Here is a 23218-nt window from a genome sequence, read left to right as displayed (position 1 = left end):
TCCGGGAGAGTATGGCGCAGCCCGGGGCGGCTGTCCAGATGGGCCTTGCCCCCGGCCGCTTCCGGACCTATTGGTGGTCGCGTATGGTCACGTTTTTGCTGAGGGTCCTTCCCGTCGTCATTCTCATCGCGCTCCAGGGCTGCGCCGTGTTCGACGCCTCCGCGCCCGGGCCCGCCCACGCCCCGCGCGGCACAGTGGCGGACACGGCCCGCTCGCAGCTCGGCACCCCCTACGTGGCGGGCGGCAACAACCCGGGCCAGGGCTTCGACTGCTCCGGGCTCGTGCAGTGGTGCTACTCGGTGCACGGCTACAAGCTGCCCAGGCGCACCGAGGACCAGCTCTCCATCGGCACCCCCGTGAAAAAAAACGAGCTCGCCCCCGGCGACCTGGTCTTCTTCAACGTCAGCCGCAAGCGCTGGGGCCTGCACGTGGGCGTCTACACCGGGCGGGGCAGGTTCGTGCACAGCCCCACCCCGGGCTCGCGCGTGCGCGAGGAAGACCTCTCCATGCACTACTGGGTGCGCACCTACATCGGCGCGCGCCGAATTCTCCCCGCATCGAACCCTTGAGGCGGGCCGAGAGGCAACAAAAAAGCGCCGGGAGCCATGCCCCCGGCGCTTTTTTGTTGCGCCGTCGCGGCGAAGGCCCGGGCTAGACGAGCGCCTTGGCCGCTGCCAGTGCCGCGTCGTAGTCGGGCTCGTGGGTCACTTCCGGGACGATCTCCAGGTATTTGACCAGCCCGTCCTTGTCCACCACGAACACTGAGCGCGCCAGGAGCCTGAGCTCCTTGATCAGCACCCCGTAGGCCTGCCCGAACGAGGCATCGCGGTGGTCCGACAGGGTGGTCAGCCTGTCGATGCCCGCGGCGGCGCACCAGCGCTTCTGGGCGAAGGGCAGGTCCATGCTGATGGTCAGGATGTGCACGCCCTCCCCCAGCTTGGAGGCCTCGGCGTTGAAGCGCCTGGTCTCCATGTCGCACACCGGCGTGTCCAGCGAGGGCACGGCCGAGATGATCAGCACCTTGCCCGCGTAGTCCGCCAGGGACTTGGGGTTCAGCTCGTTGTCCAGGGCAGTGAAGGCCGGAGCCTTGGAGCCCGGGCCGATGGGCTCGCCGGTCAGGGTCAGGGGGTTGCCGAATATGGTCACGAGTCCTTTTCTTTCGCTCATGGCGTTCTCCTTTGAATGAATGCTGGCTCCGCATAGCACGCTTCAGGGCTTCCGTCACGGGCTTTCCGGAAAAGCCGCACGCGTTGTTTGACATTCAAACAAACCCGGCATAGTATCTTGATATTCAAACTTTCAGACGTTCAAACGACAGGAGCACCCGATGCACGATCATTCCCACGGCCAATGCGGCTGTCAGCACGGACACCACGGCCATGACCACGGGCACCATCACGGCGAGCGCGGGGCCAGGCTGGTCTTCTGGCTGACCGTGGCCACCATGGCCGCCGAGATCCTGGCCGGGTGGGCCTACGGGTCCATGGCGCTCCTGGCCGACGGCTGGCACATGGCCAGCCACGCGGGGGCCATGGCCGTGGCCTGGTTCGCCTACGCCTTCGCGCGCCGCCACGCGGACAACCCGGCCTTCGTTTTCGGCTCGGGCAAGGTCAACGCGTTGGCCGGGTTCGCCTCCTCGGTGGGCCTCGTGCTGGTGGCCGCGTACATGGCCGCCGAATCGCTGGTCAGGCTCTTCTCGCCGGTGCCCATCGACTTCACCGAGGCCACGGTGGTGGCGGTCATGGGCCTCATGGTCAACCTGGCCAGCGCCTGGTTCCTGCGCGACGAGGACCACTCCCACTCCCACGACCACAACCTCAAGGCCGCCTACATCCACGTCCTGGCCGACGCCCTGACCTCGGTCACGGCCATCGCCGCGCTCCTGGGCGGACGTTTTCTGGGCTGGATCTGGCTGGACCCGCTCATGGGCGTGGCGGGCTCGCTGGTGGTTGGCCGCTGGGCCTACGGCCTGCTCAAGGACACGGGCAAGGTGCTCCTCGACCACACCGTGGAAAAGGCCCTGCTGGATAAGCTCAAGGCCCGCATGGAGACCACCGGCGGCGTCTCCGTGCGCGAAATGAGCGCCTGGAACATCGGGCCGCGCCGCATGGCGCTCATGGTCACGCTGGAGGACTCCGCGCCCAGGCCGCCCGAATACTACAAGTCGCTCCTCTCCGGGATCGAAGGGCTGGACAAGGTGACCGTGGAAGTCCACCCCTGCCCGTGCCCCATGGAGTCCTGAGGCCCGATTGCCTTTGCGCCTTGGCCGATGTAGAAGGCGGGCATGCCCGATATCGAGACGCTCAGTTCCCTGATCATCGAATTCTACGAGAAGCTCTCGTCGTGGGAACATGCCGTGGTGCGCGGCCGGTCCCTCACGCTGCCCCAGATGCACACTCTGGAGATACTGGGGCAGCACGGGTCCTTGCGCATGAAGGAACTGGCCGCCAAGATGGGCGTGACCACGGGCACGCTCACCGTGACGGTGGACAGGCTCGAGAAGCGCGGGCTGGTGTCACGCGCGCCCAACGAATCCGACAGGCGCTCCTTCCTGGTCGAGCTCACCGCCCGGGGGCGCACCCTCTTCGAGGAGCACCACAAGCTCCACCTGGACCTCACCCGCGACCTCGCCGCCTCCCTGGGGGACGGCGAGGCCCGCGAGTTCGCCTCCATGCTGCGCAAACTGACCCAGGCGTTCTAGGAGCGTGCGTGGGCCAGGTACTGATCATCGACGACGACCTCCCCATCCGCGACGTGCTGCGCCGCGTGGTGGAGAGCCTCGGGCACGCGGCCGAGAGCGCCGGGACCCTGGCCGAGGGCGTGGCCATGGCCCGCGCCGGAAGCTACGACGTGGTCCTCCTGGACGTGCGCCTGCCCGACGGCAACGGCCTGGACGCCATCCCGGAGCTGCACGCCGCGCCCAGCCGCCCCGAGGTGATCGTGATCACCGGCTGGGGCGACCCGGACGGCGCCGAGTCGGCCATGCGCAGGGGCGCGTGGGACTACATCGAGAAGCCCCCCACCCTCCACTCCATGACCGCCCCCCTGGAGGCGGCCATGAACTACCGGGGCTCGCGCCCGCCCGCCCCGTCCCCGGGAGGATTCGCCTGGGGAGGCATCGCCGGGGGCCACCCGGGGCGCGCCGTCAGCCTGGAGCAGGCCGCCAAGGCCGCCAGGGGCGACGCCAACGTGCTCATCACCGGCGAGACGGGCACGGGCAAGGAGCTCTTCGCCAGGGCCATCCACGCCAACTCCAGGCGCAAGGACGGGCCCTTCGTGGCCGTGGACTGCGCGGCCCTGCCCGCCACCATCGCCGAGAGCGTGCTCTTCGGCAACGAGCGAGGGGCCTACACCGGCGCGGACAAGCCCCGCGAGGGCCTGATCCTCCAGGCCCACGGCGGCACGCTCTTCCTGGACGAGGTGGGCGAGCTGCCCGCCAGCGTGCAGAAGACCTTCCTGCGCACCCTCCAGGAGCGCAAGGTGCGCCCCGTGGGCGGCAAGGCCGAGCGCCCGTGCGACTTCAAGCTGGTGGCCGCCACCCACCGCGACCTGGACGACATGGCCGCCAGCGGGCTCTTCCGCGAGGACCTGCTGTTCCGGCTGCGCGGCGTGGCCATCAACCTGCCCCCACTGCGCGAACACCCCGAGGACGTGAACATCTTCACCAGGCACTTCCTGGACCAGGCCTGCGCGCGCCTGGGGGTGGCGCCCAAACGCCTGACCCCGGCCGTGGAGTCCTCCCTGACGGCCTACTCCTGGCCGGGCAACATGCGCGAGCTCCAGAACGTCATGGACGGCATGGTCGCCCTGGCCCTGGAGGAGCCCCTGCTGCACCCCGTGCACCTGCCCGTGCACGTCCGCGTGAGCGTGGCCCGGGGCCAGGTGCGCGACAAGGACGCCCACCCGCAGGACGCCCCCCAGGACGACCCGCGCAAGCCCCTGCCCCCGCTCAAGGTCTACCGCCAGGCCATGGACAGGCTCTACCTGGAGCGCCTTCTGGAGCAGTCCGGCGGCCGCGCGGGCGAGGCCTGCCGCGTCTCGGGCCTGTCGCGCTCCAGGCTCTACGCCCTGCTCAAGGAGCACGGGCTCAAGCTCGCGGGGTAGGCCGGGCACGCGCCCGAGGAATATTGTTGCCAGGGCCCCCCGCCCTGGATATGCACTACGACCAGTCCTCCCGCGCGGGGACGAAAAGCCCATGCGCCACAGCCCCATCCTCCTGCACGACTCCTTCACCGCTCCAGGCGAGCGGGAGAACCTTGCCCGGACGCTGGCGCAGCTGACCGGGGCCGTGCTCTGGACCGCGCGCTTCGATCCCGGCGCCTTCCCCGAGGGCTTCTTCGCCGGGCGCCCTCCCCTGGACATGCGCGCCTTCGAGAAATACCCGGAGCTGGCCAAGCGCTCGGAAACCGCCTGCCTGCGCAAATGCTTCGAGGATTTCCCGGCCTCGGCCCCGCCCCTGGCGCTCTTCACCGGGGACGCCTCGCTCATGGCCTGGCCGCACATAAGCGGCAGGCGCGTGTTCTACTGCCACACCCCGCCGCGCCTGCTCTTCGACAGGCGCGAGGAGCACCTGAAAGGGCTGCCCGCCCTGGAGCGGCCGCGCCGCAGGGCCTTCCTCTGGAGCTTCGGCCGGGCCTGGGCCCGGGCCGCCAGGAGCATGGACCTGATCATCGCGGCCTCCCAGGACGCGGCCCACAGGCTCGGCGAATTTCTCCAGCTCGACTCTACCGTGGTCCCGCCGCCCGTGGACACCGGGGGCTTCGCCTGGGCCGGGCAGGGGGATTATTTCCTCTGCATGGCCGAAGCCGACGGCTCCCAGCGCGAGGATCTGCTCGTGGAATCCTTCGCGGCCATGCCTGGCGAGCGCCTGGTGGTGGCTTCGCCCGACTCGGGCCTCCCGAGCCTCGCGGAGCGCGCCAAGGACCTCCCCAACATCGAGATGCGCGAACGGACCGGCGCGCAAGGTCTGCGCGAGCTCGCGGGCCGCTGCCGGGCCGTGCTCCACTTCCCCCTCGACGAGGACTTCGGCCCGGCCCCCGTGTGGGCCATGGCCTCTGGCAAGCCGGTGATCGGCGTGGCCTGCGGCGGGGTGCTGGAGGTCGCCCAGGACGGGCGGACCGGGCTTCTCGTGCGCAAGAGCCCGAGCCCGGGAGACGTGGCCGAGGCCGTGCGGGCAATGACCGCCGGTCGCGCGCTGTCCATGCGCGAAGCCTGCGAGGAGCGGGCGCGCCGGTTCGGCCAGGCCGCCTTCGGCGGCAGGATCCTGGCCCTGCTGGAACTCCCTGGCGCGTGACTTTTCCACTTCAAACGGCGTCCGCCCGGACGCTTATTCGACGCAACGCTTTCGAGCTCTCCACCTTCGCACGTAGTGCTTGACCTGCGGCCGCAAACATGCGCTTGTGGCGGTGATTCACTCTCCGGCAAACAACATCCTGCGCATGGAGTCCCCAGGTGAGCATCAAGTGGAAAGTCCTCCTCATCGCTATCGCTGGTCCCCTCGTTCTCGCCGTGGTCATGTTCCTCCAGGAGATGGCCTCCATCTCCAAGGCCGCTGACGAGGCCATCCTCCAGGAGGCCCGGGGCATCGTGTTCATGGCCGAGGCCGCGCGCAACGAGATGGCCAAGAAGCTCGAAATGGGCGTGATCCGGCCCTTCGACCAGATCCCCAAGGACAAGCTCATCGAGGCCGTGCCCGTGATCGCGGCCATGAACATGGCCCAGCAGAACGCCTCCAAGCTGGGCTACCAGTTCCGCGCGCCCAAGGAATCGCCGCGCAACCCCAAGAACGAGCCCACGGAACTCGAACGCAAGGTCCTGCGCGAGCTGGAAAGCAAGAACCTGGAGGAGGTCGTGGTCCGCGAGCCCGGCCAGGTGCGCTACTTCCGCGCCATCCGCCTGACCAAGGACTGCCTCTACTGCCACGGCGACCCCCGGGGCGAGAAGGACCCCTTGGGCGGCACCAAGGAAGGCTGGAAGGTGGGCGAGGTGCACGGCGCGTTCGAGATCATCTCCTCGCTGGAGCGGGCCTCCAAGCAAACCTCCTCTGCCGCCCTGGGCGCCGGGCTGACCACGGCGGGAGTGCTCGCCGCCATCATCCTCGTGGCCTGGTGGCTGACCAACTCGAACATCCTGCGCCCCCTCGGCCGCATCCAGGACTACGCCGGGGCCGTGGCCGGGGGAGACCTGGACGCCGAGCCCGCCGGGACCTTCGGAGCCGAACTCAAGGCCCTCAAGGAATCCATCGCGGCCATGGTGGGCAAGCTCAAGGCCAAGATGGCCGAGGCCGTGCACAAGACCCAGGAGGCCGAGGAGCAGAAGGCCGCCGCCCAGAAGGCCATGTCCGAGGCCCAGGCTTCGGAGACGCGCGTCTCGGGCCTCTTGACCAAGATGTCCCACGTGGCGTCCGACTCGGCCGAGATCGCCAGGCAGGTGGCCCTGGCCTCGGACGCGCTCTCGGCCCAGGTGGACGAGGTCAGCAAGGGAGCGGAGCTCCAGAGCCGCCGCACCGAGGAGACGGCGACCTCCATGGAGGAGATGAACGCCACGGTGCTCGAGGTGGCCAAGAACTCCTCCCTGGCCGCCGAATCCGCCGAGGCCGCGCGCACCGAGGCCAAGAAGGGCGCGGAGATCGTCACGCAGTCCGTGGCGGCCATCAAGGAGGTCTTCGAGCAGGCCCAGTTGCTCAAAACCCAGATGACTTCGCTCGGCAAGCAGGCCGACGACATCAGCCGCATCCTGGACGTGATCTCGGACATCGCGGACCAGACCAACCTCCTGGCCCTGAACGCCGCCATCGAGGCCGCCCGTGCGGGCGAGGCCGGGCGAGGCTTCGCCGTGGTGGCCGACGAGGTGCGAAAGCTCGCCGAGAAGACCATGAACGCCACCAAGGAGGTCGGCGAGGTCATCGGCTCCATCCAGAACGGCGCGCGCGACAACATCAAGAGCGTGGACGCGGCCGGAACCTCCATCGGCCAGGCCACGGGCCTGGTGAACCAGTCCGGCGAGGCGCTCACGCACATCGTGGACCTGGTCACGCGGACTTCCGACCAGGTGCGCTCCATCGCCACCGCGGCCGAGCAGCAGTCCGCGGCCAGCGAGGAGATAAACCGCGCCGTGGACGACATCCGTCGCGTCACGGCCGAGACCTCCGACGGCATGAACCACTCGGCCAAGGCCGTCACGGGCCTGGCGGAGCTGGCCCAGAAGCTCCAGCACCTCATCGACGAGATGAACAAGGGCTGACCCAGGCCCTCCACCCAACGAACCACGAGGCCCGGGCTTGCGTCCGGGCCTCGTTGCCTTTATGGAACCAGCCCATGAAAGACGAACGCGGACTCTACTACTACCCCGCCCCCCAGAACACCCGGATCAGGATGTACGTGCGCGAAAGCTTCGGCACCGTCGAATTCCGCATGTTCAACCTGGACTACCCCGAGGTCTGGGAGCGCCACGGCTGGATTCCCTTCGAGGAGATCGAAATGGCCGCCCAGATGTACAAGGAGCGCGGGCGCGGTTCGGACCCGCTCATGCTCTACGACCTGAACGTGGCCAAACGCCTGATCGCGGACGAAGGCCCCGGGGCCGCGCATTGAGAAGCGGCAAGCCCGACTTCAGGCTTTACGGCCAGTTCCGCCTGGCGAGCCAGGAAGACGCGTCCAGGCTCGCGGCCGCGCTGCCCCACGACGCCGTGACCCTGGACGGGGCCGTAGCGGACATCGACTACGCCGGGTTCTTCGTGGACACAGAGGAATTCCTCGAACTCGCGGCCGCCCTCATGCAGCCCGGCGACGAGGGCCACCTGGACGTCTTCGACGACGAGAACCGCGTGCTCACGCGCGTGGAACTGGCCCCGGGCGGGCACGCGGCCAAGTCCCACCGCTACGACGACATCATGGAGCACACCAAGGGCGAGGGCAACTGGTGAGGCCCTGACCGGCCCGGCAGCGCGGAGAGGACCCGCCGCCCTGGGCCTGGGCAGCGTGCGGGCGCGGCAGGCCTCTTCACGGCACGCAGGGAGTAAACGCGATGATTGCACGCGAATGGCGCTGCCTGTGCCCCAACGACACCCGCGAAGGCTTCCTCGATCACCTTCGCGCAACCGGCGTGAGCGAAACTTCGGGTTTGCCCGGATATCTCGGCCACCAGATCCTGGAGCGCGACGCCCAGGGCTGCGTGGAGATCACCCTGGTCACCTACTGGCAAAGCCTCGACCATGTGGTCGCTTTCGCCGGTGAGGACCTCGAGGTGGCCCGCCTGTACGAAGGCGATGAGGCCTTCCGCATCGAGCCCGACACGCGCGTGCGCCACTACCGCGTGACCGAGCTCTCCCCTCCCCCAGCCACGCCATGAAAAAAAGCCCCTCCCGGCGAACCGGCAGGGGCTTTCGAACCTCTTTTACCGCTCGGGCCTACTTGAGCCAGAACAGGTCCGCCAGCACGCCCACGAAGAGCATCCCGGCCACCACGCCGTTGATGGTGAAGAAGGCCACGTTGATGCGCGAGAGGTCGTGCTCGTTTATCAGCCTGTGCTCGACCCAGAGGAGCGCGGCCGTGACCATGAGCACCCCGAAGTAGCCCCAGCCGAGCGCCGCGCCCCAGCCCGCCAGGGCGAAAAGCGCCACGGCCCCGCCGTGCAGAAGCCCGGCCACGCCGAGGGCTCCGCCCACGCCGAAGCGCACCGGCATGGAGGAGAGCCCCTGGGAGCGGTCGAAGTCCACGTCCTGGCTGGCGTAGAGCACGTCGAACCCGGCCACCCAGCAGGTGACGCCGAGCCCGAAAAGGGCCGTGGCCAGGTTGAACTCCGGCGTGACCGAGAGCCAGCCCGCCACGGGCGCGAGCCCCAGCACCGAGCCCAGGGCCAGGTGGCACAGCCAGGTGAAGCGCTTGGTCACGCTGTAGAACCCGGCCCAGAAGAGCACCAGGGGCGAAAGCATCAGGCACAGGCGGTTCATGCCCCAGCAAGCGAGCACGAAGACGGCCGCGCACACGGTTACGAAAACCCAGCCCTCGCGCACCGAGAGCGCCCCGCGCACAAGCTCGCGCATGCGCGTGCGGGGGTTCAGGCGGTCGTAGCGCACGTCCAGCAGGCGGTTGACGCCCATGGCGAAGGAGCGCACGGCCACCATGGCCACGGTGAGCAGCAGGAAGGGCCTCACGCCCGGCCAGCCGCGCCCGGCCAGGAACAGGCCCACGTAGGCGAACGGCAGGGCGAAGACCGAATGCTCGATCTTCACGAACGAGGCATACACCCTGGCCCGCTCGAGCACCTTGCGCCCGTCGATCCCGGGAAGGGCAAAGCCGCCGCGCGGCAGCATCCGGCCAAACACGCTCATCGCGACACCTGCCTGCCTACACGCTCTCGGCTTGGCCCAGCCGGACCACGCCGTAGTTCTTCTTGCCCTTGCGCACCAGGAGCAGCTCCCCGCCGATGAAATCGGCGCCGGGGAAATCATAGCCGTCGGCGATCTTGGCGTTGTTCACCGTGATGGCCCCGGCGGCCAGGTCCTTGCGGGCCTGGGACTTGGACGGGCAGAGCGCGAGCTCGGTGAGCAGGGTCACGATGTCGGGCAGGTCCGCCTTGGAGGCGTAGTCCTTGCCCGGGGCGGTCTCCAGGGCGGCCTTCAAGGTCCTGGCGTCCACGCCCTCCAGGGTGCCCTTGCCGAAGAGGAAGTCGCTGGTCTTCACCACGCGGTCCGCCTCCTCCCGGCCGTGGACCATGGTGGTCATCACGTGGGCCAGGGTCTTCTGGGCCTCGCGCAGGTGGGGCCGCTCGGCCACGGCCACGCCCAGGGCCTCGATCTCCTCGCGCGAGAGGAAGGTGAAGTACTTGAGGTAATTGACCACGTCGCGGTCGTCGGCGTTCACCCAGTACTGGTAGAACGCGTACGGGCTGGTGATCTCGGGGTCGATGTAGATGGCGCCCTTCTCGCTCTTGCCGAACTTGGCCCCGCTGGCCGTGGTGATCAGCGGGAAGGTCATGGCGTGGGCCTCGCCGCCGGTCTTGCGGCGGATGAGCTCGAGCCCGGCGGTGATGTTTCCGAACTGGTCGCCTCCGCCGATCTGCAGGGTGCAGCCCTTGGTCTCGCGCAGGTGGTGGAAGTCGTAGCCCTGCAGGATCATGTAGCTGAACTCGGTGTAGGAGATGCCCGACTCCTCGCGGTCGATGCGGCCCTTCACCGAATCCTTGGCCAGCATGTAGTTCACGGTGAAGTGCTTGCCCACGTCGCGCAGGAGTTCGATGGCGGACATCTGGCCTATCCAGTCCAGGTTGTTCACCACGTCGATCTCGGCCCCGTTGTCCGCGAAGAGCTTCTTGATCTGGGCCTTGATGCGCTCCACCTGGGCGGCCACGTTGGCCGTGTCCTGGAGCTGGCGCTCCTTGTCCTTGCCGCTGGGGTCGCCGATGAGGCCCGTGGCCCCGCCGAGAAGCGCCATGGGCTTGTGCCCGGCCTTTGCGAAGCGCAGAAGCGCCAGCAGCGGGACCATGTTGCCGATGTGCAGGCTGCGGGCCGTGGGGTCGAAGCCGCAGTACATCACCCGCCCGGGGGTATTGAAATGCTCGCGCAAGGGCTCCTCGCCGGAAGTCTGGTGCACGAGCCCGCGCCACTTGAGATCGTCGAATGCGTTCACGAATGTCCTCCTTGCCAAGGGCGGATGCTTACAGCCCGGCCGGTGGCCGCGTCAATCTCGCACAGGGCCCCTTCCAGGCGGACGGGGCCCTTGGCCACCTCGAAACGCACGGGCAGGCGCGAGAGGAACCTGCCCACGATGGCCTGGGATTCCATGCCGATGATGGACTCCACCGGGCCGCACATGCCTAAGTCCGTGAGGTAGGCCGTGCCCTTGGGCAAAACGCGCGGGTCGTTGGTCTGCACGTGGGTGTGGGTTCCGAGCACGGCGCTGACGCGCCCGTCCAGGAAATGGCCCATGGCCTTTTTCTCCGACGTGGCCTCGGCGTGGAAGTCCACCAGGCGCACGCGCACGTCCCCGGGCAGCGTGGCGAGCAGCGAATCCGCCACCTGGAACGGGCAGTCGGCGGCGTCCATGTAGGTGCGGCCCATGAGGTTGAGCACGGCATAGGGCGTGCCGTCGGCGGTTTGGTAGACGCCCAGGCCCGAGCCGGGCGCTCCGGCGGGATAGTTTGCCGGGCGCAGCAGGCGGTCGGTCTCGTTGAAGTAGGCGAAGATGTCCTTGTGCTTCCAGATGTGGTTGCCGCTGGTGAGCACGTCCAGGGGCAGGCAGAGGAGCTCGCGCGCGGCCCGGGAGTTCAGGCCTATGCCGCCGGAAGCGTTCTCGGCGTTGGCCAGCACCAGGTCCAGCGCGAGCTTCTGGCGCAGGGACTTGAGGGAGTCGGCCAGGGCCTTGCGGCCGGGGCGGCCGATGATGTCGCCGAGAAAGAGAATGTTCATTTGTGTGTCTCAGCCGCTGCGCGGCGCCGTGCCTTTTCGGAATCGAACCAACCGCCTGTGTGTCCCTCCAGGCGCGAGGCCGGTGCGCGGCGGCTCGGGCCGATTCGAAGACGACCCGTCGCCGCCGCGCACCGGCCTCGCGCCTGGAGGGACACACAGGCATGGACGCGCTGTCGGGAACGATATGAAAAAATAAAAGGACGGCGCGAAGCTAAGAGCCGGGGCCCGGGGGGAGGCTTCTCCCCCCGACCGCCGGAGGCGATGCTATTTCGCGAACCCGACCGAACGCCGCTCCCGGATCACGGTGACGCGGATCTGCCCGGGATAGGTCAGGTTGTCCTCGATCTTCTTGGCGATGTCCTTGCAGATGACGTGGGTCTTGTCGTCGTCCACGGCCTCGGAGTCCACCATGACCCTGATCTCGCGGCCCGCCTGGATGGCGTAGGCCTTGGAGACGCCCTCGAAGTCCGTGGCGATGTTCTCCAGGTCTTCCAGGCGCTTGACGTAGCTGGAGAGCAACTCCTTGCGCGCGCCGGGGCGGGCTCCGGAGAGGCTGTCCGCGGCCTGGACCAGCACGGCGTAAACGGTCTTGGGCGGCACGTCCTCGTGGTGGGCCTGGATGGCGTGGGTGATGTCCTTGGACTCGCCGAACTTCTTGGCCAGATCGTAGCCGATGATGGCGTGGGGGCCTTCGATCTCGTGGTCCACGGCCTTGCCTATGTCGTGGAGCAGACCCGCGCGCTTGGCCTTCTTCACGTCGAGGCCCAGCTCCGAGGCCATGATCCCGCAGAGCGAGGCCACTTCCAGGGAGTGCTGGAGCACGTTCTGGGAGTAGCTGGTGCGGTAGTGCAGCTGGCCCAGGAGTTTGACGATCTCGGCGTGGATGCCGTGCACGCCCACGTCGAAGGTGGCCTGCTCGCCCAACTCGCGCAGCTTCACGTCGAATTCCTGCTCGCACTTCTTGACGATGTCCTCGATGCGCGCGGGGTGGATGCGCCCGTCGGTGATCAGGCGCTCCAGGGCCATCTTGGCGATCTGGCGGCGGATGGGCGAGAAGGCCGAGAGGATGACGGTCTCGGGCGTGTCGTCGATGATCAGGTCCACGCCGGTGGCCGCCTCGAGCGCCCGGATGTTGCGGCCCTCGCGGCCGATGATGCGGCCCTTCATCTCCTCGCTGGGCAGGGTCACGGCGGTGACGGTCTGCTCGGAGACGTAGTCGCCCGCGTAGCGCTGGATGGCCAGGGCGAGGATCTCCTTGCTCTTCTTGGAGGCCTCTTCCTTGGCTTCGGTCTCGATCTGGCGGATCATCCTGGCGGCTTCGTGGCGGGTGCGGCTCTCCAGTTCGGTGAGCAGGAGGTGCCGGGCCTCCTCCACGGTCATGCCGGAAATTTCCTGGAGCTTGCGTTCCTGCTCCTGGGCGGCCTCGGAAAGCTTCTCTTCCTTTTCGGAGAGGGACTTCTCCTGAGAGGCCAGGCGCTTCTCCTGGGTGATGAGGTCCGATTCCTTCTGGGCGGCCTTTTCGAGCTTGAGTTCGAGCTTGTCGAGCTTCTCCTGGAGCGAGGACTCCTTGCGCAGGAACTGGCTCTCGCGCTCCTTGATCTCTTTCTCGTGCTCGAGCTTCTGCTTGTAGAGCTCGTCCTGGGTCTGGAGGATGATCTCTTTCTTGTGGGCCTGCGCTTCCTTGCGCGCCTCCTCGAGGATGCGTTCGGCCAGCGTTTTCGATTCGGCGAGGGCCTTGGCGGATATGACGCGATTGAGAAGCCAGCCGCCGGCCGCGCCCGCGATCACGCCGCCGCCTCCGGCCAGGAAGACGGTGAATTCCATGGTGACACCTCTATTGTTCACGGGCTTCGCGCCCGATATGGTTCGCCCGGCGACAACGGCCGCCGGCGTGCGGAGAGCGGATGACAGGTGCCTTGGCTGCGAGCGCGGGGGACGAGGCAAGGGGGAGAACGCCGGGGGAGGGATGCGCACCCCGGCAGGCGCGGTTCTGGCCGGTGGAGGATCCCCGGAGAGCCGTGTCGTTGACTATTTTTGAACCTTGGCTATGCAAGGTGGGCGACGCTGAGCGTCCTTAAGGCTACCCGCGAGCGGGTCTGCACACCAGCCGCCTCGGAGCGTCACCCGATTTTTGAGTATCGGCTCAAAAATCAATCCACGATCACGCGCACCCCAGGGAGAATCTCACCGCAAGCCGGTCATGCCAGATCCGGCGTCTTTATTCTGTTCAGAATCTTGTCGAGCTTTTGATCCATCTCGGCAAGACGCTGGTTCGCCATCATAAGATCGTCCGCCAATCCCAGAGCCACGAACGTCAGCAATTTCTCCTTGCTCAAATTCTTGCCGCCCGGATTGAGCAACCTGTAGCGCTCTTCCACCAATGCCTTGGCGCTTTCAACGCGGTCCGGTTCCGCGTCGGTCTTGAAGGAAAGCTCAAGACCGAGAATGACCTTGTTGTAGCTTGGCATCGGCTTTTAAATCAGATCGGCTCCTCTTGCAGTTTCTTGAGCAGCTGATCCACACGGGACAACACCGCGTCCTTTTTCTGGCGCTCCTGGTCAAGGGCCTCTTTCAACGAGGCATTCTCCTCTTCCAGCACCGCCTTCAGCGTTCTGTTTTCTTCTTCCAACGCCTTGAGGCGGCTCACCAGTTGAGCAATACGCTCTTCCAAGATATCGATGATGTCCATAGCCCCGCTCCTATCCCTTTTGACAGTCGAAATCAAGCCGGGTTTTTCTTCCTGGGCTTGACCACCTGGCGGCTCCTGGCAATGGCCAGGTGCCCGTCGGGCACGTCCTCGGTGACCACTGAACCGGCCGCCACGAGCGCGCCCGACCCCACCGTGACCGGGGCCACGAGGGCGGTGTTGGACCCGATGAAGGCCCCCTCGCCTATGACGGTCCTGAACTTGTTCTTGCCGTCGTAGTTGCAGGTGATGGTGCCCGCGCCGATGTTCGCGCCGGCCCCCACCTCGGCGTCGCCCAGGTAGGTCAGGTGGCTGGCCTTGGCCCCGGGACCGAGCACGGCCTTCTTCATCTCCACGAAATTCCCCACGCGCGCGCCTTCCTCCAGCACCGCGCCGGGCCTGAGCCTGCCGTAGGGCCCCACGTGGCAGCCAAGGCCCACGGCGGCCTGGTCCAGGTGCGAGAAGGCGTGGATGGCCGCGCCGCCGGCAACCACCGAGTCCTTGACCAGGCAGTTGGGCTCGATCACGGCCCCACGCCCGATGACGCTCGCGCCCAGGATGTCGCACGGCCCGGAGATCTCGGCCCCGGGCTCGATGACCGCCCTTGGCGAGATGCGCACGCTCCCGCGCGAGCGGATGACGACCCCGCGTTCCAGCCAGGAGTCCACGATGCGGGCCCGCAGGCTCTCCTCGGCGTCGACGAGCTCGCGTGGGTTGTTGATGCCGAGCAGGTTCTCGTCGCGGCCCCTGTTCACGCCCACCACCTTGCCCCCGCCAGCGCCCACGAGCTCGGCCAGGTCCGTGATGTAGAACTCGCCGCTCCTGTTGGTGTTGGTAAGCCGGAAGAGCACCTTGTCAACAGCGGCCACGCGCACGAGGTAGATGCCCGCGTTGATCTCGCCGGTCGCGGGTCCGTGCAGGGCCTCGTCGTGGTCCTTGGCCTCGACGATTCGCGCCAGGCCCCTCTCGTCGCGCACGATGCGACCGTAGGCCCCAGGCTCGGGCAGCTCGATCGTCAGGAAGGCCAGGTCGGCCCCCTCCCCGCGCGCCTGGGCCACGAACGCGCCCAGGTCCTTGCCCGCGGCCAGGGGCACGTCGCCGTTCATCACCAGCACGTACTCGTACCCGGCGGACCTCACGGCGTCCCACGCGCATTGCAGGGCGTGCCCCGTGCCCAACTGCTCGGGCTGGAGCACGAAGCGGCACTCGAACTCCGGAAAGGCCTTCTTCACGCGCTCCGCGCCGAAGCCGACCACCACGTGCACCCGCTGGCCGAACAGGGGGTAGAGCCCGTCCAGCACGTAGCGCAGCATGGGCTCGCCAAGTAACGTGCGCAGGACCTTCGGTTCGTCCGAATGCATCCTGGTGCCCTTCCCTGCCGCGAGAACGAGCGCTCCGACCGTACTGTCCATGGTGTCTCCTGAAATTGGTTCTGGAACAGGAGGGGTTTGGCACATCGCTGACACTTATTCAAGAGCAGGCCAAAGTCCGGCTCTTCCGGACGCCGCGCCCCACCCCACAATGCAAAAAAAGCGGCGGACCGTGAGGTCCGCCGCCCTTTGCGTACTCGCCTTCCCCTTGCGGGGCCGGCCTGTTTCGCGACTAGGCCCTGCTGCAGGTGCCGGCCCCCTGGGCGGAGGTGCGGCAGCTCATGCGGGCAACGGCGCGCTGCAGCGCGGCGGTGGCCCTGGCGTTGTCGACGGCTTCCTGTTGTTTGGTGATGCGAACCCGGGCGCGCTCTTCGGCGCGGCGGGCGCGTTCCACATCGATCTCCTCGGCACGCTCGGCCACTTCGGCCAGGACAGTCACCTTGTCGCCGCTGACCTCGGCAAACCCGCCGGAGACGAAGACGTAGTAGGTCTTGCCTCCCAAGTTGTAATGCAGGTTCCCGATGCCAAGAGCGGAGAGGAAGGGAACGTGGCCAGGCAGAACGCCGAACTCGCCGAGCACGCCAGGCGCCGCGACGTATTCCACGTCGGACGAGACGACCAAACGGTCAGGCGTGACGATTTCAAGGCGAAGTTCTTTGGCCATGATGCCTTACATCTCCTTGGCTTTGGAAACGGCTTCCTCGATTCCGCCGACCATGTAGAAGGCGCCTTCGGGGAGATCGTCGTGCTTGCCCTCGATGATCTCCTTGAAGCCGCGGATGGTGTCCTCGAGCTTGACGTAACGGCCTTCCTTGCCGGTGAACTGCGCGGCAACGGAGAAGGGCTGAGACAGGAAGCGCTGGATCTTACGAGCGCGCGCGACGGTCTGCTTGTCGTCGTCGGAGAGCTCGTCCATGCCCAGGATGGCGATGATGTCCTGCAGGTCCTTGTACTTCTGGAGGATCTGCTGCACCGCGCGGGCGACCGAGTAGTGCTCCACGCCCAGGACCAGGGGGTCCAGGATGCGCGAGGTGGAGTCGAGCGGATCCACCGCGGGGTAGATGCCGAGCTCGGCGATCTGGCGCGAGAGCACCAGGGTTCCGTCAAGGTGGGAGAAGGTCGTGGCCGGCGCGGGGTCGGTAAGGTCGTCCGCGGGCACGTACACGGCCTGCACCGAGGTGATGGAGCCCTTGTTGGTGGAGGTGATGCGCTCCTGGAGGGCGCCGAGGTCGGTGCCCAGGGTGGGCTGGTAACCCACCGCGGAGGGCATGCGGCCGAGCAGCGCCGACACTTCCGAGTTCGCCTGGGTGAAACGGAAGATGTTGTCGATGAAGAGCAGCACGTCCTGGCCTTCGGCGTCACGGAAGTATTCCGCGACGGTCAGGGCGGTCAGGGCCACGCGGGCGCGGGCTCCCGGGGGCTCGTTCATCTGGCCGTAAACCAGGGCGGCTTTGTCCAGAATGCCCGCTTCCTTGAACTCGTGGTAGAGGTCGTTGCCCTCACGGGTGCGCTCGCCAACGCCCGCGAACACGGACAGGCCGCCGTGCTGCTTCGCGATGTTGTTGATCATCTCCATGAGGATAACCGTCTTGCCCACGCCGGCGCCGCCGAACAGGCCCATCTTGCCGCCCTTGGGGAACGGGATGAGCAGGTCCACGACCTTGATGCCGGTTTCGAGCAGCTCGACCTTGGTGGAGAGCTCGACGAAGTCGGGGGCGGTACGGTGGATGGGCAGGTACTCGGTGGCGCCGACGTCGCCGGCTTCGTCCACGGGCATGCCCACGACGTTGATGATGCGGCCCAGGGGGGCGCGGCCAACGGGAGCCAGGATCGGCTTGCCGGTGTCGGTGCCTTCCATGCCGCGCACGAGGCCGTCGGTGGCGTCCATGGCGATGGTACGCACGACGTTGTTGCCCAGGTGCTGCGCGACTTCGAGGACCAGCGCTTCGGCGTTGGCGTTGTTGGTGTTCTTGAGAGTAATAGCGTTCATGATGGCGGGCAGCTGGCCTTCGGGAAACTCGAAGTCCACCACCGCGCCGATGACTTGTACGATCTTGCCTTTGACACCGCTCATGATTGTTCGCCCCCTTTATCCTTTGAGCGCTTCGGTTCCGCCGACGATGTCCATCAACTCTTTGGTGATGCTCGCCTGCCTGGCCTTGTTGTAGACCAGTGTGAGCGTCCCCACCATGTCGTCGCAGTTCTTCGTGGCGTTATCCATGGCCCGCATGCGCGCTGCATGTTCCGAGGCCGAGGTGTCGAGCATTCCACGATAGAGCTGGACGTTGACGAACCGGGGCAGAAGCTCGGCCAGAAGGCCTTCCACCGAAGGTTCGTAGAGGTACTCCTGTTTGGGCCCAGCCGCCTGCGACTCGGAAGCCTGGTCGGCGGCCATGGGCAGGATGGTCAGCGTCGTGGCCTCCTGCCTGGGGATGGAGATGAACTTGCCGAAGACCAGATCCACCTCGTCGAAGTCGCCCTTGATGTATCCGCCGATCACGTCCATGCCCAGCTTCAGGGCCACGGTGTAATCGAAGGAGCCCATCTGGTCGGCGAAGGCGGCCACGATCTCGTACGGCGATTTGCGTACGGAGTCGCGGGCCTTCTTGCCCATGCAGACGAACTTGACCGTCTTGCCCTGGGCGGCCTTCTCCTTGGCGAGCTTCAAGGCCATGCTGATGAGGCTTCCGTTGAAGGAGCCGCAGAGGCCGCGGTCGGAGGTGACCAGGACGATGAGGCTCGTCTTGATCTCCTCGCGAACCTCCAGGAGCGGATGGATCGAGGAATCCGCTCCGGAAGCCAGGCTGCCCAGCATGTCGTAGAACTTGTCCGCGTAGGGGCGGAAGCGCTCGATGCGGGCCTGCGCGTTGCGCAGCTTGGCCGAGGCCACCATGTTCATGGCTTTGGTGATCTGCTTGGTCTTCTTGACCGCTGCGATCTTTAATTGAACGTCTTTCAGGGATGGCATGTTTTAGCTCCCCTGGGGTTAGCCTTCGGCCCTGAAGCCCTTTTTGAACTCCTCGATGGCGGCGCCCAGAGCGGCGGTCAGCGCATCGTCAAGGGCCTTCTTCTCGCGGATGTCCTTGAGGATGTTGCCCTTGGAGTTGCGCAGGTAGTCGAGGAACTGCTCCTCGAACTTGCGCACGGCGGCCACTTCGATGTCGTCCAGGAAGCCGCGGCCCGCGGCGAAGATCACCGAGACCTGCTCCTCGACGGGCAGGGGCTGGTACTGGGGCTGCTTGAGGAGCTCCACCATGCGCATGCCGCGGTTGAGCTTCTGCTGGGTGGCCTTGTCCAGGTCGGAGCCGAACTGCGCGAAGGCGGCCAGCTCGCGGTACTGGGCGAGGTCCAGGCGCAGGGTGCCCGCGACCTGCTTCATGGCCTTGATCTGCGCCGCGCCGCCGACTCGGGAGACCGAGAGGCCGACGTTGATGGCGGGGCGGATGCCGGCGTTGAACAGGTTGGGCTCCAGGTACACCTGACCGTCGGTGATGGAGATGACGTTGGTCGGGATGTACGCGGACACGTCGCCGGCCTGCGTCTCGATGATGGGCAGGGCGGTCAGGGAGCCGGCTCCGCGGGAGTCGGACAGCTTGGCCGCGCGCTCCAGCAGGCGGGAGTGCAGGTAGAAGACGTCGCCGGGGAAGGCTTCACGGCCCGGGGGACGGCGGAGCAGCAGCGACATCTGGCGGTAGGCCACGGCCTGCTTGGAGAGGTCATCGTAGATGATCAGGGCGTGGCGTCCCGAGTCGCGGTAGTACTCCGCCATGGTGCATCCGGCGTAGGCCGCGATGAACTGCAGCGGCGCGGGCTCGGAGGCGGTGGAGGAGATGACCGTGGTGTAGTCCATGGCGCCGTACTTGCGCAGGGTGTCGACCACGAGGGCCACCGTGGACTTCTTCTGGCCGATGGCCACGTAGAAGCACTTCACGTCGCCGCCCTTCTGGGCCAGGATGGCGTCCAGGCAGACGGCGGTCTTGCCGACCTGGCGGTCGCCGATGATCAGCTCGCGCTGGCCGCGGCCGATGGGCGTCATGGCGTCGACGGCCTTCAGGCCGGTGGCCATGGGCTCGTGCACCGACTTGCGGGCGATGATGCCGGGGGCCTTGATCTCGACCTCGCGGTACTCCTTGGAGGCGATGGGGCCCATGCCGTCGATGGGGTTGCCCAGGGGGTCGATGACGCGGCCGGACACGGCGTCGCCGACGGGCACGGAGAAGATCTTGCCGGTACGCTTGACCGGGTCGCCTTCCTTGATGTGGGTGTCTTCGCCCAGGAGCGCGACGCCCACGTTGTCCTCTTCCAGGTTCAGCACCAGGCCCATGATGCCCCCGGGGAACTCCAGAAGCTCCATGGACATGGCGCTCTGGCAGCCGTAGACGCGGGCGATGCCGTCACCCACGGAGAGCACGGTGCCGGTCTCGCTCATCTCGACGCGAGACTCATAATTCTGAATCTGCTGCTCGATGATCTTGCTGATCTCTTCGGCTTTGATCTGCATGGCCCTACTCACCCCTCTTGATTTGTTCTTTCAACAGCTGCAGCTGGGCCCGGATGCTGGCGTCCAGGACCTTATCCCCCACCCGCAGGACGACCCCGCCCAGGATGGCGGAATCCACGCCGAAGTCGAGCACCAGCTTCTTGCCGGACTTCTTCTCCAGCTTGGCCTTGATGTCCTTTTGCCGCTTGCCCGGAAGCTCAACGGCGGTGGTCAGCTTACCGCGAACCACTCCGCTGGTTTCGTCCAGAAGCTCAGCGTAGGTCTTCTGGATGTCGGGCAGGCAGTCGAGACGGCCTTTATCAGCAAGCACGGAGAGGAAGTTCACCGAGAGGGGGGCCATGTTCAGCTTGGCCACCACGTCCCCGAGGACGGCCTTCTTCTCCTGCGTGTTGAAGCTCGGGCTTTTAAAGAGTTTGAGAAGCTCGGGGGAGGCGTCCATGGCGCCGGCGATCCCCTCGAGGTCCTTGCCGAAAGTGTCAGCGGCCTTCTCTTTCACGCCCAGGGCGAACAAGGCCTTGGCGTAACGGCGCGCAACGATGTTCCCGGTCAATTGAGCACCACCTTGCCTAAAGCGTCGTCAACAAGCTTATCCTGGACCTCGGCGGTGAGCTTCTTGGCCAGGAGGTCCTGGGCGGCCTCGATGATCTTGTCGGCCATCTGCACGCGCAGGGCGTCCGTGGCCATCTTGGCCTCCTGCTCGGCGGAGAGCAGGGCCTGGGCCTTGATGCGCTCGGCCTGCTCCTCGGCGGCCTTGACGATGGACGCCTTCAGGGCCTCGCCCTGGGCCTTGTAGTCCGCGAGGATCTTGGACTTCTCGGCCTCCAGGTCGGCGATGGAGCGCTCCACGTCGGCCAGGCGATTGGTGGCGGAGACCTTGCGCTCTTCCAGGTCGGCCAGCTGGTTCTCGATGGAGAGCTTGCGGCCGCTGAAGGTGCCCACGATCTTCTTGCCGCCGGCCCACCACAACACGCCCACCACCATGGCGAAGTTGATGGTCCGGTAGATGAAGTTCTTCCAGTTGGGCCCCTCCTGACCGTCGCCAGACGCCCAAGCACACGCGACGGTCAAAAGGCAGACCGCCAGTGTGAAGAGTACTATCCGTGCCTTCTTCAATGCCAACCTCCTTAACGCTTGGGGCTGCCGGTTACAGGGACTTGCCCAGAATCTTCGAGGCGGCCTTCTCGGCCATGCCGGTCACCCCAGCCAGCATGGTGTCGTAGGCGACCTTGGACTCGTCGGCGACCTTGGCGCGCGCGGCCTTCAGGGAATCCCCGGCCTGCTTGCCAGCGGCCTCCAGGATGGCCTTCTCTTCGGTAAGGCCCTGCTCGCGCAGGCCGGTGCGCTCGGCGGCGGCCACGCTGCGGGCCTCCTCGAGGGCGGCCTGGTAGTTCTTGATCTTTGCGTCGGCGGAGGAAGTGAACCCGTCGATTTCAGACGTCTGGGCGGCGATGGTCTCGGCGCGCAGCTTGAGCATCCTGCGAACGGGCGCGATGAGCACCGCGTTCAAGACCACCAGGATGATGAGGAAGTTGGCAACCTGTACGAAAAACCACCCGTCGAGAACAAGTATGTCCATCAACGCCCCCCTAATTGTGAATTTTGTTTCAAGCCCGGGGCGTACCTACCCGATTTCGCCGGGGGTGTCCAGGGCCTTTTTAGGAAAGGGCGCGAAAACGCACGGAAATTAAGCGTTTTGACTCGGCTGGTTATTGTATTGTTATGGATTTCACGAATATCCGGGGGGCTTTAATCCTCGACCGGAGCCTCGCCCTGGACCGAGCCCGAAGACATGCCGACCTGCCCCTCGATCACGGCCCCCTCCTCCACGGACAGGGCCGGTGTGCGCAGGGTCCCGGTGAAGCGAGCGGTCTTGTGCATGGTCACGCGCGAGGACGCGCTCACGTCTCCGTTCAGCGTGCCGCCGAGCACGAGCTGGCCCACGCGGATCTGGCCGCTGATCACGGCCTCGCGCCCGACCACGAGGGTGCCCTCCGACTCCACCTCGCCCTCGAAGGTTCCGTCGATCCTGACCGAGCCGGAGAAGTCCAGCCTGCCGCGATAGGTTGTTCCGACACCCAGAAAAGCGTTGATCTCGTCCTTGGCCACGGCCAAACCTCCCGGAAGAGCGGGACGCGTCAGGTCTTCTTGAAGACGAAGCGTCGCATGGAAACGTTGAGAACGATGCCTATGAGGCTGAAGTTGACGATGGTCGCGCTGCCGCCGTAGCTGATGAACGGCAGCGGTATGCCCACGACCGGCATGATTCCCAGCACCATACCCATGTTTACGAGTATTTGCCAGAAGAAATAGAAGAACACCCCCGCCGCCAGGAACGACCCGAAGCGGTCCTTGGCGTCCCTGGCCACGCCGGAGAGCAGGTACAGGAACAGGCAGAAAAGCGTCACCAGCACGATGGCCCCCACGAAGCCCCACTCCTCGGCGAACACGGCCACGGCGAAGTCGGTGTGCTTTTCGGGCAGGAACCTGAGCTGGCTCTGGGTGCCCTCCAGGAAGCCCTTGCCCCACATCTGGCCGGAGCCGATGGCGATCTGGGACTGGATGATGTGGTAGCCCGAGCCCAGGGGGTCTCGTTCAGGATTGAACAAGGTGAGAATCCTCAGCTTCTGGTAGGGCTTGAGGAAGAACCAGCCGCACGGGATGAGCACCGGCACGGCCACCAGGAGCACCTTGAACACGCGTCCGGCCAGGCCACGGTAGAGGATCATCCCGGCCAGCAGCAGCAGGATGCTGAGCCCCGAGCCCAGGTCCGGCTGGACGATGACCATGGCCGCGGGCGGCATGACCACCACGAGCACGCCCAAAAGCCCGAGCCAGCCGAGCCTGCCCGAATCCTTGGAGAGCATGAGCGCGCCCACCAGCAGCGTGGCGAACTTGGCCAGCTCGCTCGGCTGGAGGCTGAAAAGCCCGAAGTCGAGCCAGCGCTTGGCCCCGTAGACGGTCTTGCCCATGATCGGCACCAGCGCCAGGAGCACCAGGGTGACGATCATCAGCGGCCAGGCAGCGTGCTTTAGGTAGCGGTAGTCGAAGAGAGTAAGCGCGGTCAGGCAGCAGAGCCCGGCCAGGCCCCAGATGCACTGCTTCTGGTAGAAGGGGTTGAGCGACACGCCGTCGCCCATGCGGAAGCCGCTGGCCGAATAGAGGTTCAGGACGCCCACGCCGAAAAGCGCGGCCATCACCGCCAGGAGCGGCCAGTTGATGTGCGTGAAAAGCCTGCGGTCGATGGGGGACATGCT

26 protein-coding genes and 1 other RNA gene are annotated in these 23218 nt (G+C 66.5%); 9 read left to right on the top strand and 18 right to left on the bottom strand.

The genetic code is table 11. The features are described 5' to 3' along the window. Positions 1 to 83: 83 nt before the first annotated feature. Positions 84 to 569: a C40 family peptidase gene (locus tag ACZ5V4_RS11895; RefSeq protein ID WP_464315074.1), complete on the top strand. Its 486-nt coding sequence runs from the start codon at positions 84 to 86 to the stop codon at positions 567 to 569. An 82-nt stretch (positions 570 to 651) separates the two neighbouring features. Here the strand turns inward: ACZ5V4_RS11895 and tpx are convergent, their stop codons facing one another. After that, positions 652 to 1167 (bottom strand): thiol peroxidase, encoded by a 516-nt coding sequence (gene tpx / locus ACZ5V4_RS11890; RefSeq protein ID WP_464315073.1) that lies wholly within the window; start codon positions 1165 to 1167, stop codon positions 652 to 654. Between the two features lie 160 nt (positions 1168 to 1327). Here tpx and dmeF point away from each other — a divergent pair, with 160 nt between their 5' ends. The 8 genes from dmeF to ACZ5V4_RS11850 all read left to right on the top strand — a co-directional run bounded on the left by dmeF (position 1328) and on the right by ACZ5V4_RS11850 (position 8349). Beyond that, the gene (gene dmeF, locus ACZ5V4_RS11885) at positions 1328 to 2242 is read left to right on the top strand and encodes a CDF family Co(II)/Ni(II) efflux transporter DmeF (RefSeq protein WP_464315072.1); all 915 of its coding nucleotides are present in this window, start codon (positions 1328 to 1330) and stop codon (positions 2240 to 2242) included. A 42-nt stretch (positions 2243 to 2284) separates the two neighbouring features. After that, a complete protein-coding gene (locus tag ACZ5V4_RS11880) occupies positions 2285 to 2701 on the top strand; it encodes a MarR family winged helix-turn-helix transcriptional regulator (RefSeq protein ID WP_464315071.1) in 417 nt (138 codons plus the stop codon). Positions 2702 to 2709: 8 nt separating this feature from the next. Continuing rightward, positions 2710 to 4104 (top strand): sigma-54-dependent transcriptional regulator, encoded by a 1395-nt coding sequence (locus ACZ5V4_RS11875; RefSeq protein WP_464315070.1) that lies wholly within the window; start codon positions 2710 to 2712, stop codon positions 4102 to 4104. Between the two features lie 91 nt (positions 4105 to 4195). Then, on the top strand, positions 4196 to 5293 hold the full coding sequence (locus tag ACZ5V4_RS11870; RefSeq protein ID WP_464315069.1) for a glycosyltransferase: 1098 nt from the start codon (positions 4196 to 4198) through the stop codon (positions 5291 to 5293). A 158-nt stretch (positions 5294 to 5451) separates the two neighbouring features. Then, complete coding sequence (locus ACZ5V4_RS11865; RefSeq protein ID WP_464315068.1) at positions 5452 to 7242, top strand: methyl-accepting chemotaxis protein; 1791 nt, start codon at positions 5452 to 5454, stop codon at positions 7240 to 7242. A gap of 74 nt (positions 7243 to 7316) precedes the next feature. Then, complete coding sequence (locus ACZ5V4_RS11860; RefSeq protein WP_464315067.1) at positions 7317 to 7592, top strand: hypothetical protein; 276 nt, start codon at positions 7317 to 7319, stop codon at positions 7590 to 7592. After that, positions 7589 to 7924 (top strand): hypothetical protein, encoded by a 336-nt coding sequence (locus tag ACZ5V4_RS11855; RefSeq protein ID WP_464315066.1) that lies wholly within the window; start codon positions 7589 to 7591, stop codon positions 7922 to 7924. The genes ACZ5V4_RS11860 and ACZ5V4_RS11855 overlap by 4 nt, the downstream gene beginning before the upstream one ends. 101 nt (positions 7925 to 8025) lie before the next feature. Then, entirely contained in the window at positions 8026 to 8349 is a 324-nt protein-coding gene (locus ACZ5V4_RS11850) for an antibiotic biosynthesis monooxygenase family protein (RefSeq protein ID WP_464315065.1), read from the top strand. A gap of 58 nt (positions 8350 to 8407) precedes the next feature. Here ACZ5V4_RS11850 and ACZ5V4_RS11845 read toward each other — a convergent pair whose 3' ends face one another. The 17 genes from ACZ5V4_RS11845 to rodA all read right to left on the bottom strand — a co-directional run bounded on the left by ACZ5V4_RS11845 (position 8408) and on the right by rodA (position 23215). Next, positions 8408 to 9331 carry a UbiA-like polyprenyltransferase gene (locus ACZ5V4_RS11845; RefSeq protein WP_464315064.1) on the bottom strand — a complete coding sequence of 308 codons (924 nt, stop codon included), beginning with the start codon at positions 9329 to 9331 and terminating at the stop codon, positions 8408 to 8410. Positions 9332 to 9347: 16 nt separating this feature from the next. Next, positions 9348 to 10628, bottom strand: a complete 1281-nt coding sequence (tyrS, locus tag ACZ5V4_RS11840) for a tyrosine--tRNA ligase (protein WP_464315063.1) — start codon at positions 10626 to 10628, stop codon at positions 9348 to 9350. Beyond that, complete coding sequence (locus ACZ5V4_RS11835) at positions 10625 to 11407, bottom strand: TIGR00282 family metallophosphoesterase (protein ID WP_464315062.1); 783 nt, start codon at positions 11405 to 11407, stop codon at positions 10625 to 10627. Before ACZ5V4_RS11835 ends, tyrS begins: the two co-directional genes overlap by 4 nt. A 264-nt stretch (positions 11408 to 11671) precedes the next feature. Continuing rightward, a complete protein-coding gene (gene rny / locus ACZ5V4_RS11830) occupies positions 11672 to 13231 on the bottom strand; it encodes a ribonuclease Y (RefSeq protein ID WP_464315061.1) in 1560 nt (519 codons plus the stop codon). 177 nt (positions 13232 to 13408) lie between these two features. Next, a non-coding RNA gene (ssrS, locus tag ACZ5V4_RS11825) (6S RNA) lies at positions 13409 to 13589 on the bottom strand. A gap of 16 nt (positions 13590 to 13605) precedes the next feature. Further along, positions 13606 to 13875: a cell division protein ZapA gene (locus tag ACZ5V4_RS11820; RefSeq protein ID WP_464315060.1), complete on the bottom strand. Its 270-nt coding sequence runs from the start codon at positions 13873 to 13875 to the stop codon at positions 13606 to 13608. An 11-nt stretch (positions 13876 to 13886) separates the two neighbouring features. After that, positions 13887 to 14096, bottom strand: a complete 210-nt coding sequence (locus tag ACZ5V4_RS11815) for a cell division protein ZapB (protein WP_464315059.1) — start codon at positions 14094 to 14096, stop codon at positions 13887 to 13889. Between the two features lie 32 nt (positions 14097 to 14128). Further along, positions 14129 to 15505: a bifunctional UDP-N-acetylglucosamine diphosphorylase/glucosamine-1-phosphate N-acetyltransferase GlmU gene (gene glmU, locus ACZ5V4_RS11810; protein ID WP_464315058.1), complete on the bottom strand. Its 1377-nt coding sequence runs from the start codon at positions 15503 to 15505 to the stop codon at positions 14129 to 14131. A 190-nt stretch (positions 15506 to 15695) separates the two neighbouring features. After that, entirely contained in the window at positions 15696 to 16127 is a 432-nt protein-coding gene (locus tag ACZ5V4_RS11805; RefSeq protein WP_464315057.1) for a F0F1 ATP synthase subunit epsilon, read from the bottom strand. Positions 16128 to 16133: 6 nt separating this feature from the next. Beyond that, positions 16134 to 17537 carry a F0F1 ATP synthase subunit beta gene (gene atpD / locus ACZ5V4_RS11800; RefSeq protein WP_464315056.1) on the bottom strand — a complete coding sequence of 468 codons (1404 nt, stop codon included), beginning with the start codon at positions 17535 to 17537 and terminating at the stop codon, positions 16134 to 16136. A 15-nt stretch (positions 17538 to 17552) separates the two neighbouring features. Continuing rightward, the gene (locus ACZ5V4_RS11795) at positions 17553 to 18431 is read right to left on the bottom strand and encodes a F0F1 ATP synthase subunit gamma (RefSeq protein ID WP_464315055.1); all 879 of its coding nucleotides are present in this window, start codon (positions 18429 to 18431) and stop codon (positions 17553 to 17555) included. A gap of 18 nt (positions 18432 to 18449) precedes the next feature. Beyond that, positions 18450 to 19964, bottom strand: a complete 1515-nt coding sequence (atpA, locus tag ACZ5V4_RS11790; protein ID WP_464315054.1) for a F0F1 ATP synthase subunit alpha — start codon at positions 19962 to 19964, stop codon at positions 18450 to 18452. Positions 19965 to 19968: 4 nt separating this feature from the next. Further along, positions 19969 to 20514 (bottom strand): ATP synthase F1 subunit delta, encoded by a 546-nt coding sequence (gene atpH / locus ACZ5V4_RS11785; RefSeq protein ID WP_464315053.1) that lies wholly within the window; start codon positions 20512 to 20514, stop codon positions 19969 to 19971. Next, the gene (locus ACZ5V4_RS11780; RefSeq protein ID WP_464315052.1) at positions 20511 to 21077 is read right to left on the bottom strand and encodes a F0F1 ATP synthase subunit B family protein; all 567 of its coding nucleotides are present in this window, start codon (positions 21075 to 21077) and stop codon (positions 20511 to 20513) included. Before ACZ5V4_RS11780 ends, atpH begins: the two co-directional genes overlap by 4 nt. Positions 21078 to 21108: 31 nt before the next feature. Beyond that, a complete protein-coding gene (locus tag ACZ5V4_RS11775; RefSeq protein WP_464315051.1) occupies positions 21109 to 21540 on the bottom strand; it encodes an ATP synthase F0 subunit B in 432 nt (143 codons plus the stop codon). Between the two features lie 170 nt (positions 21541 to 21710). Further along, complete coding sequence (locus tag ACZ5V4_RS11770) at positions 21711 to 22070, bottom strand: bactofilin family protein (RefSeq protein ID WP_464315050.1); 360 nt, start codon at positions 22068 to 22070, stop codon at positions 21711 to 21713. Positions 22071 to 22099: 29 nt separating this feature from the next. Further along, entirely contained in the window at positions 22100 to 23215 is a 1116-nt protein-coding gene (rodA, locus tag ACZ5V4_RS11765) for a rod shape-determining protein RodA (protein ID WP_464315049.1), read from the bottom strand. Positions 23216 to 23218 lie beyond the last annotated feature (3 nt).

This window comes from Fundidesulfovibrio sp. YSD1 (assembly GCF_055397115.1).
The sequence above is the reverse complement of the archived record's forward strand: the minus strand, read 5'-3'. Positions and strand labels throughout refer to the sequence as shown.

Excerpts from the sequence above, each read along its gene's own strand:
- atpA (WP_464315054.1), bottom strand. The coding sequence starts at position 19,964 with ATGCAGATCAAAGCCGAAGAGATCAGCAAGATCATCGAGCAGCAGATT.
- rny (WP_464315061.1), bottom strand. The coding sequence starts at position 13,231 with ATGGAATTCACCGTCTTCCTGGCCGGAGGCGGCGGCGTGATCGCGGGC.
- tpx (WP_464315073.1), bottom strand. The coding sequence starts at position 1,167 with ATGAGCGAAAGAAAAGGACTCGTGACCATATTCGGCAACCCCCTGACC.
- ACZ5V4_RS11795 (WP_464315055.1), bottom strand. The coding sequence starts at position 18,431 with ATGCCATCCCTGAAAGACGTTCAATTAAAGATCGCAGCGGTCAAGAAG.
- ACZ5V4_RS11820 (WP_464315060.1), bottom strand. The coding sequence starts at position 13,875 with ATGCCAAGCTACAACAAGGTCATTCTCGGTCTTGAGCTTTCCTTCAAG.
- ACZ5V4_RS11775 (WP_464315051.1), bottom strand. The coding sequence starts at position 21,540 with ATGGACATACTTGTTCTCGACGGGTGGTTTTTCGTACAGGTTGCCAAC.
- ACZ5V4_RS11860 (WP_464315067.1), top strand. The coding sequence starts at position 7,317 with ATGAAAGACGAACGCGGACTCTACTACTACCCCGCCCCCCAGAACACC.
- ACZ5V4_RS11895 (WP_464315074.1), top strand. The coding sequence starts at position 84 with ATGGTCACGTTTTTGCTGAGGGTCCTTCCCGTCGTCATTCTCATCGCG.
- dmeF (WP_464315072.1), top strand. The coding sequence starts at position 1,328 with ATGCACGATCATTCCCACGGCCAATGCGGCTGTCAGCACGGACACCAC.
- ACZ5V4_RS11845 (WP_464315064.1), bottom strand. The coding sequence starts at position 9,331 with ATGAGCGTGTTTGGCCGGATGCTGCCGCGCGGCGGCTTTGCCCTTCCC.
- ACZ5V4_RS11850 (WP_464315065.1), top strand. The coding sequence starts at position 8,026 with ATGATTGCACGCGAATGGCGCTGCCTGTGCCCCAACGACACCCGCGAA.
- ACZ5V4_RS11815 (WP_464315059.1), bottom strand. The coding sequence starts at position 14,096 with ATGGACATCATCGATATCTTGGAAGAGCGTATTGCTCAACTGGTGAGC.
- glmU (WP_464315058.1), bottom strand. The coding sequence starts at position 15,505 with ATGGACAGTACGGTCGGAGCGCTCGTTCTCGCGGCAGGGAAGGGCACC.
- ACZ5V4_RS11835 (WP_464315062.1), bottom strand. The coding sequence starts at position 11,407 with ATGAACATTCTCTTTCTCGGCGACATCATCGGCCGCCCCGGCCGCAAG.
- ACZ5V4_RS11870 (WP_464315069.1), top strand. The coding sequence starts at position 4,196 with ATGCGCCACAGCCCCATCCTCCTGCACGACTCCTTCACCGCTCCAGGC.
- rodA (WP_464315049.1), bottom strand. The coding sequence starts at position 23,215 with ATGTCCCCCATCGACCGCAGGCTTTTCACGCACATCAACTGGCCGCTC.
- atpD (WP_464315056.1), bottom strand. The coding sequence starts at position 17,537 with ATGAGCGGTGTCAAAGGCAAGATCGTACAAGTCATCGGCGCGGTGGTG.
- ACZ5V4_RS11805 (WP_464315057.1), bottom strand. The coding sequence starts at position 16,127 with ATGGCCAAAGAACTTCGCCTTGAAATCGTCACGCCTGACCGTTTGGTC.
- ACZ5V4_RS11880 (WP_464315071.1), top strand. The coding sequence starts at position 2,285 with ATGCCCGATATCGAGACGCTCAGTTCCCTGATCATCGAATTCTACGAG.